Below are 15981 nucleotides of genomic sequence, written 5' to 3' on the forward strand. Positions count from 1 at the left end.
GGGTGCCGGGCGTTGCCGGGCACCCCGAACCGTTATCCTTGCGGCCATGAGCCTGCCCGAGCCCTCCGCATCCCGCAATACCGCCACGCCACCGCGCGTGGTGCGTTTCCGCTGGGCGTGGTGGCTGCTGGCCTACGTCAGCCTGGGCACCGGCATCGTCGGCATCTTCGTGCCGGGCCTCCCGACCACCGTATTCATCCTGATCTCGGCGTGGGCTGCATCACGTGGGTCCGAACGTCTGCACACCTGGCTGCTGCAGCACCCGCGCTTCGGCCCGGCCATCGCCAACTGGCAGGCACATGGTGCGGTCAGCCGCTACGGCAAGTGGATGGCCACGATCACCATGGCGGTGTGCGCCTGCATCATGCTGTGGTGCGTGCCGGTCGCCTGGGTGAAGTGGTTCTCGATCGGCAGCATGACCGTGGTGGCGATCTGGCTGTGGACGCGGCCGTTGCCACCGCCCGCGGATTGAGCGCCTGCGGTAGTGCCGGCCGCTGGCCGGCAACCCGATCCCCTGCACGAACCGCTCAGCCGCCAATGGCTATACTCGGGGCATGAAGATCCCCCATCGAAACGCCATCCTGATTCCGCTGGCAGCGGCCTCGCTGCTGCTCCTCGCCGCCTGCGGCAACAAGGGCCCGCTGGTACTGCCGCAGAAGCCGGTGCCGGTGGAAGAAACCGTCGAACCGGCCGCCGAGCCCGCCATCGAGGCGACCCCGGCCGAGGGCCAGGGCGCCGTTGCTCCGGCCACGACCGTCGACCCGGCTGCAACGACCCCCCAGCCGGCACCCGCGCCAGCGAAGAAGGCGGGCAGCGGGAATGAGTAAGGCCGGTTCCAGGGCCTTGCGCTTCAGCAAGATGCATGGCGCGGGCAATGATTTCGTAGTGATCGACCTGCGTGACGGTACTGCGCCGCCCACGCCTGAACTGGCCGCGCGCCTGGCCGACCGCCACACCGGCGTCGGCTGCGATCAGATCCTGACCATCGAGGCGCCGCGTGCGGAAGGCTCGGTGGCCTCGTACCGCATCTGGAACGCCGACGGTTCCAATTCCGAGCAGTGCGGCAATGGCGCGCGCTGCATCGCGGCCTGGCTGGTGCGCGAGGGCAGTGCGCAGGGCGATGCGTTCGTCATCGACAGCCCGCTGGCCAGCCATGAAGTGAAGGTGCTCGGTGATGGGCAATTCGCGGTAACCATGGGCGTGCCCGCGTTCGAGCCGGCCAACGTGCCGCTGATGGGCTTCGCCCATCCGCGCGAGGAATACCTGCTGCCGCTGCAGGGGGAGAGCGTCCGCTTTGCTGCGGTGTCGATGGGCAACCCGCATGCGGTGATCGAAGTGGGCCTGATCGATGCCGCTCCGGTTGAACGCGTCGGTGCGCTGCTGCAGCAGCACGCGTCGTTCCCGCGCTCGGTGAACGTGGGCTTCGCCCAGGTGATGGGCCCGGCGCACGCCCGCCTGCGCGTGTTCGAGCGCGGTGTCGGCGAGACCCTGGCCTGCGGCAGTGGTGCCTGCGCCGCCGCCGTGACCCTGATGCAGCGCGGCCGCCTGCAGCGCGATGCGCGCATCAGCCTGCCCGGAGGTGACCTGCGCATCCAGTGGCCGGGCGATGGCCAGCCGGTGGTGATGGCGGGCCCGACCGCATTCGTCTTCGAAGGGGAGTGGATGGCATGACCGAAACCGTCGACAAGCTCGGGGCTCATGAAGTCGCTGCCTGGTTGCGGCGACATCCCGGCTTCCTCAAGCAGTTCCCGGACCTGGCCCTGACCCTGGTGGTGCCGCGCGATGACGGCCCGACCGCATCGCTGGCCAGCTACCAGCTGGAAGTGCTGCGCGAGAAGAACCGCGAGCTGGCACGACGGTTGGCCGACCTGGGCGCCACCGCCCAGGTCAATGAACGCCTGGCAGTGCGCACGCACCAGCTGACCCTGGCACTGATGAAGCAGGACAACGCGGCCGATACCCTGCGCGCGATGGCCGCATCGCTGCAGGAAGACTTCGCCGGCGACCTGGTGCGGCTGGTGGTGCATGCGCCGGTGGCCGGGCTGGAACAGGCCGACTGGCTGCAGGTGATTGCTGCCGATGATCCGCAACTGGGCCCGTTCCGCGATTGCCTGAACGACGGCGAGCCGATCTGCGGCCGCCTGCAGCCGGAAAAGAATGCCGTCCTGTACGGCGTGCGCAGCGAGGAAGTGCAGACCACCGCGCTGCTGCCGTTGCCGGGCGTCGGCCTGATCGCAGTCGGCAGCCACGACCCGAACCGCTTCTACCCGGGCATGGGCACGCTGTTCCTGCGCATGATGGGCGACGCCCTTGCCACTGGCCTGAAGCGCTTCCACGACTGAGCAGGACCGGACGACGATGAGCGCGGTACAGGCCTTCCTGCAGCACCTGCAGGTGGAGCGGCGGATGTCGGCGCATACGCTTGACGCCTACCGCCGCGACCTGGACGCGCTAGCGGTCTGGGCCGAACCGCGTGGCGTAGCGGTGGAGGCGCTCGATGCCGATGCGTTGCGCCAGTTCGTCGCCGACGAGCATCGCCGCGGCCTGTCGGCCAAGAGCCTGCAACGCCGCCTGTCGGCCTGCCGCAGCTTCTATGCCTGGCTGCTCAAGCACGGGCGCATCGAGGTCAGTCCGGCAGCGACGCTGAAGGCACCGCGCGCGCCGCGCCGGTTGCCGCAGGTCCTTGACGCCGATGAGGCGGTGCAGCTGGTCGAACTGGAGCCGGAAGGTGAGCTCGGCCGCCGTGACCGCGCGCTGCTGGAACTGTTCTATTCCTCCGGCCTGCGCCTGAGCGAAGTCTGCGCGCTGACCTGGCGCGACCTGGATTTCGACAGCGGGCTGGTCAACGTGCTGGGCAAGGGCAACCGCCAGCGCCGGGTGCCGTTCGGGCGGCCGGCACGCGAAGCGCTGCAGGCGTGGCGCGCGGAAAGTGGCGGTGGTCCGGCATCGCCGGTGTTCCCCGGTCGCAACGGGCCAATCAGCCAGCGTGCGGTGCAGATCCGCATCCGCCAGCTGGCGCAGCGCCAGGGCCTGTTCAAGCAGGTGCACCCGCACATGCTGCGGCACAGTTTCGCCAGCCACATCCTGGAATCGTCCGGCGACCTGCGTGGTGTGCAGGAGCTGCTGGGCCATGCCGACATCGCCACCACGCAGATCTATACCCACCTCGATTTCCAGCACCTGGCCAAGGTCTACGACGCCGCGCATCCGCGCGCCAAGCGGCGACGCAGCAACGAGGGCAGCGGAGAAAGCTGAACGTTGCCCCTGCGTCAGCCGGTCGCGGGTGGCTTGAAGGGCGCAGCGCAGTCCCCACCTCTGGTTCTGTCACCCCGGAGGCATCATGGACCCCAGTCAGAACCCCAACGTTTTCCACGCCACCACCATCGTCTGCGTCCGTCGCGGCGAGCACGTGGCCATTGCCGGCGACGGCCAGGTCACGCTGGGCCACACCGTGATGAAGGGCAACGCGCGCAAGGTGCGCCGCCTTGGCCGCGACGGCCAGGTGCTGGCCGGTTTCGCCGGTGCCGCCGCCGATGCCTTCACCCTGTTCGAGCTGTTCGAGGCCAAGCTGGAAAAGCACGGCCAGCTGCAGCGCGCCGCGGTCGAGCTGGCCAAGGATTGGCGCACCGAGCGCCGCCTGGGCAAGCTCGAAGCTCTGCTGGCAGTGGCTGACAAGGAAACCTCGCTGATCATCAGCGGCACCGGCGATGTGATCGAACCGGAGGACGGCATCATCGCCATCGGCTCCGGTGGTTCCTATGCACTGTCGGCCGCGCGCGCGTTGATGGCGCACACCGAACTGGATGCACGCACCATCGCCAGCGAGGCGATCGGCATCGCCGGCGACATCTGCATCTACACCAACCGCAACGTGGTGGTCGAGGAGTTGTGACCGCTCTTCTGTAGTGCCGAGCCATGCTCGGCAGGGCTGCCCGTCAGCCGAGCATGGCTCGGCTCTACATGCATCTGAATCCGTGAGCACATCCATGTCGAAGATCGAAGTTTCCTCCGCCACCATGACCCCGCGCGAGATCGTGCAGGAACTGGACCGGCATATCGTGGGCCAGCACGACGCCAAGCGCGCGGTGGCCATTGCCCTGCGCAACCGCTGGCGCCGCATGCAGCTGGCGCCGGAGCTTCGCAATGAAGTGATGCCGAAGAACATCCTGATGATCGGTCCGACCGGCGTCGGCAAGACCGAGATCGCGCGCCGCCTGGCTACGCTGGCCAACGCGCCGTTCGTGAAGGTCGAAGCCACGCGCTTCACCGAAGTGGGCTACGTCGGCAAGGACGTCGAGCAGATCATCCGCGACCTTGCTGATACTGCGGTCAAGCTGTACCGCGAACAGGCCAAGGTGCGCGTGCGTACCCAGGCCGAGGAACGCGCCGAAGACCGTATCCTCGATGCGCTGCTGCCGCGCCGCAGCGGTGGCATCGGTTTCGATCCGGAAGCCGCCCGCAACGAGCCGTCGGCGCAGGACAACGAGACCCGCATCAAGTTCCGCAAGATGCTGCGCAACGGCGAGCTGGACGCGCGCGAGATCGAGCTCGACCTGGCCGCCAATGTCAGCATGGACATCATGACCCCGCCGGGCATGGAGGAAATGGGCCAGCAGCTGAAGTCGATGTTCGCCAATCTCGGCGGCGGCGCGAAGGCGCACAAGCGCACGCTGACCATCAAGGCTGCGCGCCCGCTGCTGATCGAGGAAGAAGCCGGCAAGCTGGTCAACGAAGACGATATCCGCACCGCGGCGATCGAGGCCTGCGAGCAGCACGGCATCGTCTTCATCGACGAGATCGACAAGGTTGCCAAGCGCGGCGACAACGTGGGCGGTGGCGATGTCTCCCGCGAAGGCGTGCAGCGCGACCTGCTGCCGCTGGTGGAAGGCTCGAACGTGTCCACCAAGTACGGCACGATCAAGACGGACCACATCCTGTTCATCGCGTCGGGCGCGTTCCACCTGGCCAAGCCCAGCGACCTCATTCCGGAGCTGCAGGGCCGTTTCCCGATCCGCGTGGAACTGGGTGCGCTGAGCAAGGGTGATTTCGTGCGTATCCTGACCGAGCCGAAGGCTGCGCTGACCAAGCAGTACGAAGCGTTGCTGGCCACCGAGGGCGTCAAGGTCAGTTTCACCGCCGATGCCATCGAGCGCCTGGCCGAGATCGCGTTCCAGGTGAACGAGCGCCAGGAAAACATCGGCGCGCGCCGCCTGCATACGGTGCTGGAGCGCCTGCTGGATTCGCTCAGCTACGAGGCACCGGACCGCGATGGCGAAACCCTGGCCATCGACAGCGCCTACGTCGATGCACACCTGGGTGAGCTGGTGCAGGACCCGGACCTGAGCCGCTACATCCTGTAACGCCCGATCCGGCCGGATCCCTCGCCACGGCGAGGGCCCTGACTCCATCCGCTGCAACAGAAAAGGCCGCCGCAGGGCGGCCTTTTGCGTTGGCGCTCAGCACGATTGCCGGGCGCGGTAGTCCTGCAGTACCTGGTCGATCACCGCGCTGGTGCGGGCAGCACTGATGCCGGTCGAGGGCGAACGGCCGCTGCCGCGCAGCTCGTCCACCAGATGCGCGATCAACGGTTGCTGGATCGACGACGGGTTGGGGATGTCGAACGTCTGCACACCGGCTTCGGTCTCCAGCACCACCGGTACATCCTCGAAGGTGGCAAAACGCAGCTGGCCGCGGTCGCCGGTGATCTCGATCTCATCCTGGCGGCGGAACGCGCAGAAGCTCCATTGCGCGATGCCATGCACGCCTGGCCCGATGCGGAAGCACATCGAGACGCTGTCCTCGGCGGCGTAAGCGCCGGCCAATGAACTGGCCAGGCCGCGCACATCGCTCAGCGGCCCCAGTAGATGATCGAGCAGGTCCAGGGTGTGCGAGCCCAGATCGACGAACAGCCCGCCGCCGGAGATCGCGGGATTGGTCCGCCAGAAGTCCGGCGATGCGGCATTCACCGAATGCGGCCGATGCAGGGTGGCGCGAACGCTGCGCGGTGTACCGATCGCGCCGCTGTCCAGCAGCTGCTTCACCTGCGCGAATCGGGGCAGGGCGCGGCGGTAGTAGGCGACGAACACGGGCACGCCACGGCGTGCACTGGCTTCCAGGATGCGCTCGCATTCGGCGAGGTCCAGGGCCATGGGTTTCTCGATATAGACCGGCTTGCCCGCCGCAATCGCCTGCAATGCGTACTGCATGTGCGTGGAGGGCGGTGTTGCAACGTACACAGCGTTCACGTCCGGATCGCCGATCAGCGCGTCGGCATCCGTGTACCAGCGTGGCACCGCGTGGCGCCGCGCATAGTCTTCGGCCAATGCGGCATTGCGGCGCATGACCGCCGCCACCCGTGAGCCGGGTGTGCTGGCCAGGGCGGGGCCGCTCTTCTTCTCGGTGACGCTGCCGCAGCCGATGAAGCCCCACACCACGTTGTCCAGGATCATGGGTCTGTCCTCACAGTGGGGCTGCGGTGGCGGCAGCGACCCCGCTCATGCCTCGGGCAGCGGCTCGGGCACGGTGCCGGGAACGAACACGCCGTCCTTCACGTAGGCGGCCAGGGTCATGTCCAGTGCGAGCATGCCATCGCGCTTGAGGTCCATCAGTTCCGGTTCGACCATCGCACCGTGCAGTACGCCCAGCACGGTGGCATGCAGCATGCGTGCGGCGATCTTCGGGTCTGCACCCTCGCGCAGCTGGCCCAGGTCCTTTGCCCGGCGCAGGGCACGTTCCATCCGGTCCAGTCCATCGCGGAAACCGGCCTGCTGCAGTTCGGTCAGCACCCGGGTATCAGCCGACGCATCGCTGCGCAGCATGATCTCCATGGTCTTGCGCAGGCGCTCGTCCTCGGACAGTTCGATGAACGAGTGGATCATCACCGCGCGCAGGTCGTGCACCGGCGTGTCGCGCTGGTCGGTCGAGGTGCGCTCCAGCTCCTGCATGAAAGGCAGATGCACGCGCTCGACGATCGCGGCCAGCACCTCGCTCTTGTTCTTGAAGTGCCAGTAGACCGCACCGCGGGTATAGCCGGCGCGGGCACCGATCATCTCCAGCGTGGTACGGGCCACGCCGTGTTCATGGAAGCAGGCTTCGGCGGCGTCAAGGATGCCTTCCCGGGTTGCCTGGGTGTCCTCTTTGGTCTTGCGGGCCATGGATGGGTACGAGTGCGGGTGAAACGTGGCTGAATTGTACCGGTTTACAAACAAACAATCATGTATGTATATTTCGCTCCCATCATTCCCGTCGTGTGCGTGGCAGGCCGGTCCGGCTTCCACTCCCCGCTGGTGAGCGTTGCCTGCTGGCGCTTTCGGCCTGTATCAGCGCGATTTGAGATTCCTTCCCCTAAGAGCCTTTCTGTCATGTTGCTGAGCCGAATCCGACCCTTTGCGCTGTCGCTGGCGATCGCCGCGACCGTGGCTGCCTGCGGCGGCCAACCCCAGGCCCCCGAGCAGGGCCCGGGTGACGTCACTGTGGTCACGCTGAAGTCCGAGACCGTGGGCCTGACCCGCGAACTGCCGGGCCGTACCAACGCCTTCCTGGTCGCCGAAGTGCGGCCGCAGGTCAGTGGCATCGTCGCCAAGCGCCTGTTCTCCGAAGGTGGCATGGTCAAGGCCGGCGAGGCGCTGTACCAGATCGAGGACGCCAGCTACCGCGCCCAGGCCAACAGTGCCCGTGCCCAGCTGGCCCGCGCCGAGGCCACCGCCAACGCCGCCCGGCTGAGCGCCAAGCGCATCACCGAGCTGGCCAAGGTCGATGCGGTCAGCCAGCAGGACCTGGAAAATGCCGTGGCCGCGCAGAAGCAGGCCGAGGCGGATGTCGGTGCCGCGAAGGCATCGCTGGACGCAGCCAACGTCACCCTGGGCTACGCCCGCATCACCGCGCCGATCAGCGGCCGCATCGGCAAGTCCAGCGTCACCCAGGGTGCGCTGGTCAGCGCCGGCCAGGCCAATGCACTGGCTACGGTGCAGCAGCTGGATCCGATCTATGTCGACCTGACCCAGTCCTCGGCCGAGCTGCTGCAGCTGCGCCGCGAACTGGCCGCCGGCCGCCTGCAGGACAACCAGACCCTGCCGGTCAGCATCCTGATGGAAGACGGCAGCACCTTCGAGCACAAGGGCACGCTGGAGTTCTCCGAAGTCAGCGTCGATCCGACCACCGGCAGCTTCGGCCTGCGCGTGAAGGTGGACAACCCGGACGGCCTGCTGATGCCGGGCATGTACGTGCGTGCGGTGATCGGCGGCGGCGTGCGCAGTGATGCCGTGCTGGTGCCGATGCAGGGCATCGCCCGCGATCCGAAGGGTGATACCACGGCGATGGTGGTCGGCAAGGACAACAAGGTCGAAGTACGCCCGGTCAAGGTCAGCCGCACGGTTGGCGACAAGTGGCTGGTCGAGGACGGCCTGAAGGCCGGTGACAAGGTCATCGTGGAAGGCCTGCAGAAGATCGGCCCCGGCATGCCGGTCAAGGCCACCGAAAAGGGCGACGTACCGGCCAAGCCGGCGGCCGCCGCCCAGCCTGCCGCCCCGGCCGGCGACGCGAAGTAAGCGGAGAACCCCATGGCACGCTTTTTCATCGATCGACCCATCTTCGCGTGGGTGATCGCCATCATCATCATGCTCGCCGGCGGCCTGGCCCTGTTCAAGCTGCCGGTCTCGATGTACCCCAACGTCGCGCCGCCGGCGGTGGAAATCAGCGCCACCTACCCGGGTGCATCGGCCAAGGTGGTCGAAGACTCGGTGACGCAGATCATCGAGCAGAACATGAAGGGCCTTGATGGCCTGATCTACTTCTCCTCCAACAGCTCGTCCAACGGCCAGGCCACCATCACCCTGACCTTCGAGAGCGGCACCAACCCGGACATCGCCCAGGTGCAGGTGCAGAACAAGCTGCAGCTGGCCATGCCGCTGCTGCCGCAGGAAGTGCAGCGGCAGGGCATCAACGTGGCCAAGTCCAGCTCGGGCTTCCTGAACGTCATCGCGTTCGTGTCCGAGAACGGCAGCATGGACGCCAACGACATCGCCGACTACGTCGGTTCCAATGTCGTCGACCGCCTCAGCCGCGTGCCGGGCGTGGGCAACATCCAGGTATTCGGTGGCAAGTACGCCATGCGCATCTGGCTGGACCCGAACAAGCTGCATACCTATGGCCTGTCCGTCGCGGAAGTGACTGCGGCGATCAAGGCGCAGAATGCCCAGGTGGCGATCGGCCAGCTCGGCGGTGCGCCGTCGGTGAAGGGCCAGCAGCTCAACGCCACCATCAACGCGCAGTCGCGCCTGCAGACCCCGGAACAGTTCCGCAACATCATCGTGCGCGGCGCGCAGGACGGTGCCGAGCTGCGCCTGGGTGATGTCGCCCGCGTCGAACTGGGTGCCGAGTCCTACGACTTCGTCACCCGCTACAACGGCCAGCCGGCCAGCGGCCTGGCGGTCACCCTGGCCACCGGCGCCAATGCGCTGGATACCGCTGCCGGCGTGGATGCTGCGCTGGACGACATGAAGAGCTTCTTCCCGGCCGGATTGAAGGCCGAGATCCCGTACGACACCACCCCCTTCGTGCGCGTGTCGATCAAGGGCGTGGTGCAGACCCTGCTCGAAGCGATCGTGCTGGTGTTCGTGGTGATGTACCTGTTCCTGCAGAACTTCCGCGCCACCCTGATCCCGACCATCGCCGTGCCGGTGGTGCTGCTGGGTACCTTCGGCGTGCTGGCGATGCTGGGCTTTTCGGTGAACATGCTGACCATGTTCGCGATGGTGCTGGCGATCGGCCTGCTGGTGGACGACGCCATCGTGGTGGTGGAGAACGTCGAGCGCATCATGTCCGAGGAAGGACTGTCGCCGCTTGAAGCGACCCGCAAGTCGATGGGCCAGATCACCGGTGCGCTGGTGGGTATCGGCCTGGTGCTGTCGGCGGTGTTCGTGCCGATGGCCTTCATGAGCGGATCCACCGGCGTGATCTACCGGCAGTTCTCGGCCACGATTGTCTCTGCAATGGCGTTGTCGGTACTGGTGGCGATCGTGCTGACGCCGGCACTGTGCGCGACCATGCTCAAGCCGTTGAAGAAGGGCGAGCATCATGTTGCCCACCGCGGCCTGGCCGGTCGCTTCTTCAACGGTTTCAACCGCGGCTTCGACCGCACCAGCGAAAGTTACCAGCGTGGTGTGCGCGGCATCATCCATCGTCCGTGGCGCTTCATGGGCATCGTGGCGGCACTGTTCGTGCTGATGGGCGTGCTGTTCGTGCGCCTGCCCAGCTCGTTCCTGCCCAACGAAGACCAGGGCGTGCTGATGGCGCTGGTGCAGGCCCCGGTCGGCGCCACCCAGGAGCGCACGCTGGAATCGATCGCGGCATTGGAGAACCACTTCCTGCAGAACGAGAAGGATGCGGTGGATTCGGTGTTCTCCGTGCAGGGCTTCAGCTTCGCCGGCATGGGCCAGAACGCCGGCATGGCGTTCGTCAAGCTGAAGGACTGGAGCGAGCGTGACGCCAACAATGGCGTGATGCCGATCACCGGTCGTGCGATGGCAGCCCTGGGCCAGATCAAGGATGCCTTCATCTTCGCCTTCCCGCCGCCGGCCATTCCGGAACTGGGTACCGCCTCGGGCTATACCTTCTTCCTGAAGGACAACAGCGGCCAGGGCCACGAGGCACTGGTGGCCGCACGCAACCAGCTGCTCGGCCTGGCCGCCGGCAGCAAGAAGCTGGCCAACGTGCGCCCGAACGGCCAGGAGGACACGCCGCAGTTCCGCATCGACATCGACGCGGCCAAGGCGACCTCGCTGGGGCTGTCGATCGACCAGATCAACGGCACGCTGGCCGCTGCGTGGGGCAGCTCGTACATCGACGACTTCGTCGATCGTGGCCGCGTCAAGCGCGTGTTCGTGCAGGCCGACCAGCCGTTCCGCATGGTCCCGGAGGACTTCGACCTCTGGTCCGTGAAGAACGACAAGGGCGAGATGGTGCCGTTCAGCGCGTTCGCCACCAAGCACTGGGATTACGGTTCGCCGCGCCTGGAGCGCTACAACGGTGTGTCGGCGATGGAGATCCAGGGCGAACCGGCCCCGGGTGTTGCCTCCGGCGATGCCATGGCCGAGATCGAGCAACTGGCCAAGCAGCTGCCTGCGGGCTTCGGCATCGAGTGGACGGCGATGTCCTACCAGGAACGCCAGGCGGGCTCGCAGACGCCGTTGCTGTACACGCTGTCGCTGATGATCGTGTTCCTGTGCCTGGCCGCGATGTACGAAAGCTGGAGCGTGCCGACGGCGGTGCTGCTGGCGGCCCCGCTGGGTATCCTCGGCGCAGTGCTGGCCAATACCTTCAAGGGCCTGGAGCGCGACATCTATTTCCAGGTGGCGATGCTGACCACGGTGGGCCTGACCAGCAAGAACGCGATCCTGATCGTCGAGTTCGCCAAGGAAAACCTGGAGAAGGGCGCCAGCCTGGTCGACGCGATCATGCACGCCGTGCGCGACCGCCTGCGCCCGATCGTGATGACCTCGCTGGCCTTCGGCATGGGCGTGGTACCGCTGGCGATCTCCACCGGTGCCGGCTCCGGTGCCAAGCAGGCGATCGGCACCGGCGTGCTCGGCGGCATGATCGTCGGCACCGTGCTCGGCGTGTTCTTCGTACCGCTGTTCTTCGTGGTGGTGCAGCGCGTGTTCAAGCGCAAATCCACGACGTGATCGAAACGGCAGTGCCGGCCGCTGGCCGGCACTGCCTCCTGCCATACGGCAGTACCGATGGAAGTCATTCCCATGAAAAGTGCATCCCTGTTCCTTTCCATTGCCGCCGCGCTCGTGCTGGCCGGCTGCTCCACTCTGGTGCCGAAGAACACCGCCGTCGCTCCGGCAATTCCGGCGCAGTGGCCGGCCGAGGCTGTACAGGGCCAGGTGGCTGATGTCGCCGCCGTCGGCTGGCGCGATTTCTTCACCGATGCGCGCCTGCAGCAAGTGATCGAGCAGTCGCTGCAGAACAACCGCGACCTGCGCGTGGCCGTGCTCAACGTTGAACGCGCGCGCGGCCAGTACCGCGTACAGCGTGCCGACCGCGTGCCCGGCGTGGCCGTCACCGGCCAGATGCAGCGCCAGGGCACCGACGCTGGCGTCACCGAGCAGTTCACCGCCGGTGTCGGCGTGGCCGAGTTCGAGCTGGACCTGTTCGGCCGCGTGCGCAACCTCAGCGAAGCGGCACTGCAGCAGTACTTTGCCGTAGCTGCCAATCGTCGCAACGCGCAGCTGAGCCTGGTGGCCGAGACAGCGACGGCGTGGCTGACCTACGGTGCCGATGCCCAGCGTCTGAAGATCGCCGATGCCACGCTGAAGACCTACGAGGATTCGTTGCGCTTGGCCGAGGCCCGCCACGAGCGTGGTGGCAGTTCGGCACTGGAACTGACCCAGACCCGCACGCTGGTCGAGACCGCGCGCACTGATGCCGCGCGCCTGCGTGGCCAGCTGGCCCAGGACCGCAACGCGCTGGCGCTGCTGGCCGGTGGCCAGTTGGATCCGGCGCTGCTGCCGGACGGCATCGAACCGCAGTTGCTGGCACTGGCGCCTCCGCCGGCCGGCCTGCCCAGCGATGTGCTGCTGCAGCGCCCGGACATCATGGCCGCCGAACACCAGCTGCTGGCCGCCAATGCCAACATCGGCGCGGCACGTGCCGCGTTCTTCCCGAGCATCTCGCTGACCGGCAGCATTGGCAGTGGCTCCAGCGAATTGTCCAGTCTGTTCGACAGCGGCACTCGCGTATGGAGTTTCCTGCCGAAGATCACCCTGCCGATCTTCCAGGGCGGCAAGCTGCGCGCCAACCTGGCCGTCGCCAACGCTGATCGTGATATCGCACTGGCGCAGTACGAGAAGTCGATCCAGGTGGGCTTCCGCGAAACCGCCGATGCGCTGGCGTTGAATGTCAGCCTGGATGAACAGGTGAGTTCACAGCAGCGCCTGGTGGAAGCGGCCGAACAGGCCAACCGCCTGTCGCAGGCACGTTACGACGCCGGCCTGGACAGCTTCGTGACCCTGCTGGACGCACGACGTACTGCCTACAACGCGCAGCAGACCCAGTTGCAGGCGCAGTTGGCCCAGCAGGCCAACCGCATCACTCTGTACAAGGTACTGGGCGGCGGCTGGCACGAGCGCGGCTGAGGGAAGGCCTGCCGGCGGCCGGCTCTACCTGGATGATCGATGGCAGTGCCGGCCGCTGGCCGGCATTGTCATTCCGGGGCCTGCTACACCGCTTCATCGTCGCGCCGCGCCGCATGGCAGGCGCGGACGCGCGCCAGCGCATCGCCTGCTTCGCGGGCCATCTGCTCGTACTCGGCACGGATCTCTTCCAGGCGCGCTTCGTCCAGTTCTTCCAGATCCAGCAGTTCGTTGTTGGCTTCGGCCGTCGCCCGGATCAGCTCGTCCAGCTTGATCTGCATCGCGGCGGTGTCCGCGTTCTGCGTGTGCTGGATCAGGAACACCATCAGGAAGGTGATGATGGTGGTGCCGGTATTGATCACCAGCTGCCAGGTGTCGTTGAAACCGAACACCGGACCACTGATGCCCCAGATCACCACGATCCCTACCGCAGCCAGGAAGGTCCACGGTGAGCCAGTGGCTGTCGCGGCCTTCTTGGCGATCGTATTGAACAGGTTGCGCGCTTTCATCGTCGTCGTGTTCCCACTCAGGTGACGAGGATGATCGGCAGTGACCCGTGCAGGCGCCGTGCAGCGCCGGTCAGGCGCGCATGCGCTGCAGTCGTGGCGCCTGCAGGCTGCGCACCGGGCTGCTCTGGTAGACGTGCTGCCAGCAACGGTCGACGAACTCACGGGCCTGGGCTTCGCTCAGCCGCGGCATGATCTGCAAGGCATACTGGGTCTGGAACATCTCGTCACGTTCGGCCTCGCTGGCGCGCGGCTGGGTGATCAGCGAATCACAGGCGAACTTGATCCACGGCACGTACGAGCCGAACGAGTTGTGCGGCAGTGCGCCTTCGGCATGCTGGCGGCGCCAGTGGTCAAGCTCGGCGTCTACGTTGATGACCGGAGGAATGGTGGGGACTTCAGCGTGCATGACAATCCAGTTCGGTTGAGTGGAAAGGGAGTGGGGGTTCATCGGAGTGTGGCGTATGTGGCGGTGCATGCCGCGTCAGCGGGATGTGGAGCCGGCGTGGCGATTGCCGATCAATTGCGCATGCTCGACCGCACCGAGGTCCTCGGCCATGTCGGCCATCGCATTGCACAGGCGCTCCTGATCGAGCGGATGGTCGCGCACCAGTTCCAGCTGCAGGCCCTGGTAGGCGGTCCAGAACCTGGCGCCACGCTGGTGCAGCGCGTACTGCTGCTGCAGGCGCTCGCGGATGGCATCGAGGATCGGGTCGGGCGGGGGACGTACGGCATGCGCGCACATGGCTGGCTCCGCCGGGGAAAGGGACCCCGGTAACCCCACCCTAGGCGCCTCGGCCGGATGGGGTGTTACCGCAGTGTATGCACGCAGCGCAGCTGACTGTGCACGGGTTCACGGCATCGGCCGCAAACGCTGCAGGCACTAGAGCGTGCCCGCGCTGAAGCGTTCATTAAACGGGTTCAATGACACGTTGCACGGTGCTTATTCACCGATGTCTTCGTTCCAGATCTCCGGATGCTGCGCAATGAAGCCACCCAGCAGGTCAACGCATTCCTGGTTGTCGAGGTCGATCACGTTGACGCCGTTCTCGCGCAGCCAGTCGATGCCGCCCTGGAACGTGCGCGATTCGCCCACCACCACGGTGCCGATGTTGAACTGGCGCACCAGGCCCGAGCAGTACCAGCACGGCGCCAGGGTGGTGACCATGATGGTGTCCTGGTAGCGGCGCTGGCGGCCGGCCTTGCGGAAGGCGTCGGTTTCGCCGTGCACCGACGGGTCGCCTTCCTGCACGCGGCGGTTGTGGCCGCAGCCGAGCAGGCGGCCGTCGTTGTGGTACAGCGCCGCGCCGATCGGCACGCCGCCCTCGGCCAGGCCCTGGCGGGCTTCGGCGATGGCGGTCTGCAGCAGGGCCTGGTAGTCGGGCGTGGTGATCATGCGGGGGCTCCGGTCAGTCGTGGCCCGCCATCATACGGGCAGGGGGTGCCGCTCGCCCCCGGCGGTGCGATAATCGGGGCCATGAGCGAATCCCCCTACAAAGCCGGTACCACCCATTTCGGGTTCCGCGACGTCGCCGCCAAGGACAAGCAGAAGCTGGTCGGCCAGGTGTTCACCTCGGTCGCGCGCAACTACGACCTGATGAACGACCTGATGAGCCTGGGCGTGCACCGGGCGTGGAAGCGCTACTACGTCGCGACCGCGCAGGTGAAGCCGGGCGACCGCGTGCTCGATCTGGCCGGCGGCACCGGCGACATCGCCGCCCTGCTGAAGGAACGCGTCGGCGCCGAGGGCTCGGTGGTGCTGGGCGACATCAACGCCGGCATGCTGTCGGTCGGCCGGGACCGCCTGACCAACCGCGGCCTGGTGCTTGGCCTGGACTACGTGCAGTGCAACGCCGAAGCCCTGCCGTTCCCGGACAACAGCTTCGACCTGGTCACCATTGCCTTCGGCCTGCGCAACGTGACCGACAAGGACGCCGGCCTGCGCGAGATGTACCGCGTGCTGAAGGTGGGCGGCCAGGCCCGCGTGCTGGAGTTCTCCGAGGTCACTGCGGACTGGTTCAAGCCGATCTACGACTTCCACTCGTTCAAGATCCTGCCCAGGTTGGGCAAGTTGTTCGCCAACGATTCGGACAGCTACCAGTATCTGGCCGAGAGCATCCGCAAGCATCCGCCGCAGGACGAACTGAAGGCGATGATGGGGCAGGCCGGCTTCGAGCGCTGCCACTACAAGAACCTGACCGGCGGCATCGTGTCGATCCATTCCGGCTACAAGCTGTAAGCCCGGTGTTCCGGTAGTGCCGGCCGCTGGCCGGCACCTGCGCGGGCAACCACCGGGCGACGGGGTTGCCGGCCAGCGGCCGGCACTACCGGCGCTGTGC

Annotated in this window: 17 protein-coding genes; 11 read left to right on the top strand and 6 right to left on the bottom strand. The window is 66.7% G+C overall.

What is annotated here, in order from left to right; translation table 11 throughout:
- Positions 1-46: 46 nt before the first annotated feature.
- The 7 genes from AC5P8U_RS05240 to hslU all read left to right on the top strand — a co-directional run bounded on the left by AC5P8U_RS05240 (position 47) and on the right by hslU (position 5360).
- Positions 47-472 carry a YbaN family protein gene (locus AC5P8U_RS05240; protein WP_072167205.1) on the top strand — a complete coding sequence of 142 codons (426 nt, stop codon included), beginning with the start codon at positions 47-49 and terminating at the stop codon, positions 470-472.
- A gap of 82 nt (positions 473-554) precedes the next feature.
- On the top strand, positions 555-827 hold the full coding sequence (gene lptM / locus AC5P8U_RS05245; RefSeq protein WP_088496539.1) for an LPS translocon maturation chaperone LptM: 273 nt from the start codon (positions 555-557) through the stop codon (positions 825-827).
- Positions 820-1671: a diaminopimelate epimerase gene (gene dapF, locus AC5P8U_RS05250; RefSeq protein ID WP_088496538.1), complete on the top strand. Its 852-nt coding sequence runs from the start codon at positions 820-822 to the stop codon at positions 1669-1671. Before lptM ends, dapF begins: the two co-directional genes overlap by 8 nt.
- A complete protein-coding gene (locus AC5P8U_RS05255) occupies positions 1668-2342 on the top strand; it encodes a DUF484 family protein (RefSeq protein WP_005419445.1) in 675 nt (224 codons plus the stop codon). The genes dapF and AC5P8U_RS05255 overlap by 4 nt, the downstream gene beginning before the upstream one ends.
- A gap of 16 nt (positions 2343-2358) precedes the next feature.
- Complete coding sequence (xerC, locus tag AC5P8U_RS05260; RefSeq protein WP_072167202.1) at positions 2359-3255, top strand: tyrosine recombinase XerC; 897 nt, start codon at positions 2359-2361, stop codon at positions 3253-3255.
- An 85-nt stretch (positions 3256-3340) separates the two neighbouring features.
- Complete coding sequence (gene hslV / locus AC5P8U_RS05265; RefSeq protein WP_005411093.1) at positions 3341-3892, top strand: ATP-dependent protease subunit HslV; 552 nt, start codon at positions 3341-3343, stop codon at positions 3890-3892.
- Positions 3893-3986: 94 nt separating this feature from the next.
- Positions 3987-5360, top strand: coding sequence for an ATP-dependent protease ATPase subunit HslU (gene hslU / locus AC5P8U_RS05270; protein WP_072167201.1), 1374 nt, complete (start codon positions 3987-3989; stop codon positions 5358-5360).
- A gap of 96 nt (positions 5361-5456) precedes the next feature.
- Here the strand turns inward: hslU and AC5P8U_RS05275 are convergent, their stop codons facing one another.
- On the bottom strand, positions 5457-6449 hold the full coding sequence (locus tag AC5P8U_RS05275; RefSeq protein WP_072167200.1) for a Gfo/Idh/MocA family protein: 993 nt from the start codon (positions 6447-6449) through the stop codon (positions 5457-5459).
- 45 nt (positions 6450-6494) lie between these two features.
- Positions 6495-7154: an efflux transporter SmeDEF transcriptional repressor SmeT gene (gene smeT, locus AC5P8U_RS05280; RefSeq protein WP_088496536.1), complete on the bottom strand. Its 660-nt coding sequence runs from the start codon at positions 7152-7154 to the stop codon at positions 6495-6497.
- Between the two features lie 207 nt (positions 7155-7361).
- Here smeT and smeD point away from each other — a divergent pair, with 207 nt between their 5' ends.
- From smeD to smeF, 3 genes are read left to right on the top strand one after another with little or no spacing between them, the layout of a single operon-like run.
- On the top strand, positions 7362-8546 hold the full coding sequence (gene smeD / locus AC5P8U_RS05285; protein ID WP_072167198.1) for a multidrug efflux RND transporter periplasmic adaptor subunit SmeD: 1185 nt from the start codon (positions 7362-7364) through the stop codon (positions 8544-8546).
- Positions 8547-8558: 12 nt separating this feature from the next.
- The gene (gene smeE, locus AC5P8U_RS05290) at positions 8559-11681 is read left to right on the top strand and encodes a multidrug efflux RND transporter permease subunit SmeE (protein WP_072167197.1); all 3123 of its coding nucleotides are present in this window, start codon (positions 8559-8561) and stop codon (positions 11679-11681) included.
- Positions 11682-11738: 57 nt separating this feature from the next.
- Positions 11739-13139 (top strand): multidrug efflux RND transporter outer membrane subunit SmeF, encoded by a 1401-nt coding sequence (smeF, locus tag AC5P8U_RS05295; protein WP_143592510.1) that lies wholly within the window; start codon positions 11739-11741, stop codon positions 13137-13139.
- A gap of 83 nt (positions 13140-13222) precedes the next feature.
- Here the strand turns inward: smeF and AC5P8U_RS05300 are convergent, their stop codons facing one another.
- The 4 genes from AC5P8U_RS05300 to AC5P8U_RS05315 all read right to left on the bottom strand — a co-directional run bounded on the left by AC5P8U_RS05300 (position 13223) and on the right by AC5P8U_RS05315 (position 15038).
- Positions 13223-13645: a low affinity iron permease family protein gene (locus AC5P8U_RS05300; RefSeq protein ID WP_069139167.1), complete on the bottom strand. Its 423-nt coding sequence runs from the start codon at positions 13643-13645 to the stop codon at positions 13223-13225.
- A 70-nt stretch (positions 13646-13715) separates the two neighbouring features.
- Positions 13716-14051 carry a hypothetical protein gene (locus tag AC5P8U_RS05305; protein ID WP_005411085.1) on the bottom strand — a complete coding sequence of 112 codons (336 nt, stop codon included), beginning with the start codon at positions 14049-14051 and terminating at the stop codon, positions 13716-13718.
- A 75-nt stretch (positions 14052-14126) separates the two neighbouring features.
- Positions 14127-14387 (bottom strand): hypothetical protein, encoded by a 261-nt coding sequence (locus AC5P8U_RS05310; RefSeq protein WP_053497535.1) that lies wholly within the window; start codon positions 14385-14387, stop codon positions 14127-14129.
- 198 nt (positions 14388-14585) lie between these two features.
- A complete protein-coding gene (locus tag AC5P8U_RS05315) occupies positions 14586-15038 on the bottom strand; it encodes a nucleoside deaminase (RefSeq protein ID WP_049399252.1) in 453 nt (150 codons plus the stop codon).
- 81 nt (positions 15039-15119) lie between these two features.
- Here AC5P8U_RS05315 and ubiE point away from each other — a divergent pair, with 81 nt between their 5' ends.
- Positions 15120-15881 carry a bifunctional demethylmenaquinone methyltransferase/2-methoxy-6-polyprenyl-1,4-benzoquinol methylase UbiE gene (ubiE, locus tag AC5P8U_RS05320; RefSeq protein WP_005419407.1) on the top strand — a complete coding sequence of 254 codons (762 nt, stop codon included), beginning with the start codon at positions 15120-15122 and terminating at the stop codon, positions 15879-15881.
- Positions 15882-15981: the final 100 nt, after the last annotated feature.

The organism is Stenotrophomonas sp. YJH_SMC_81 (genome assembly GCF_059370875.1).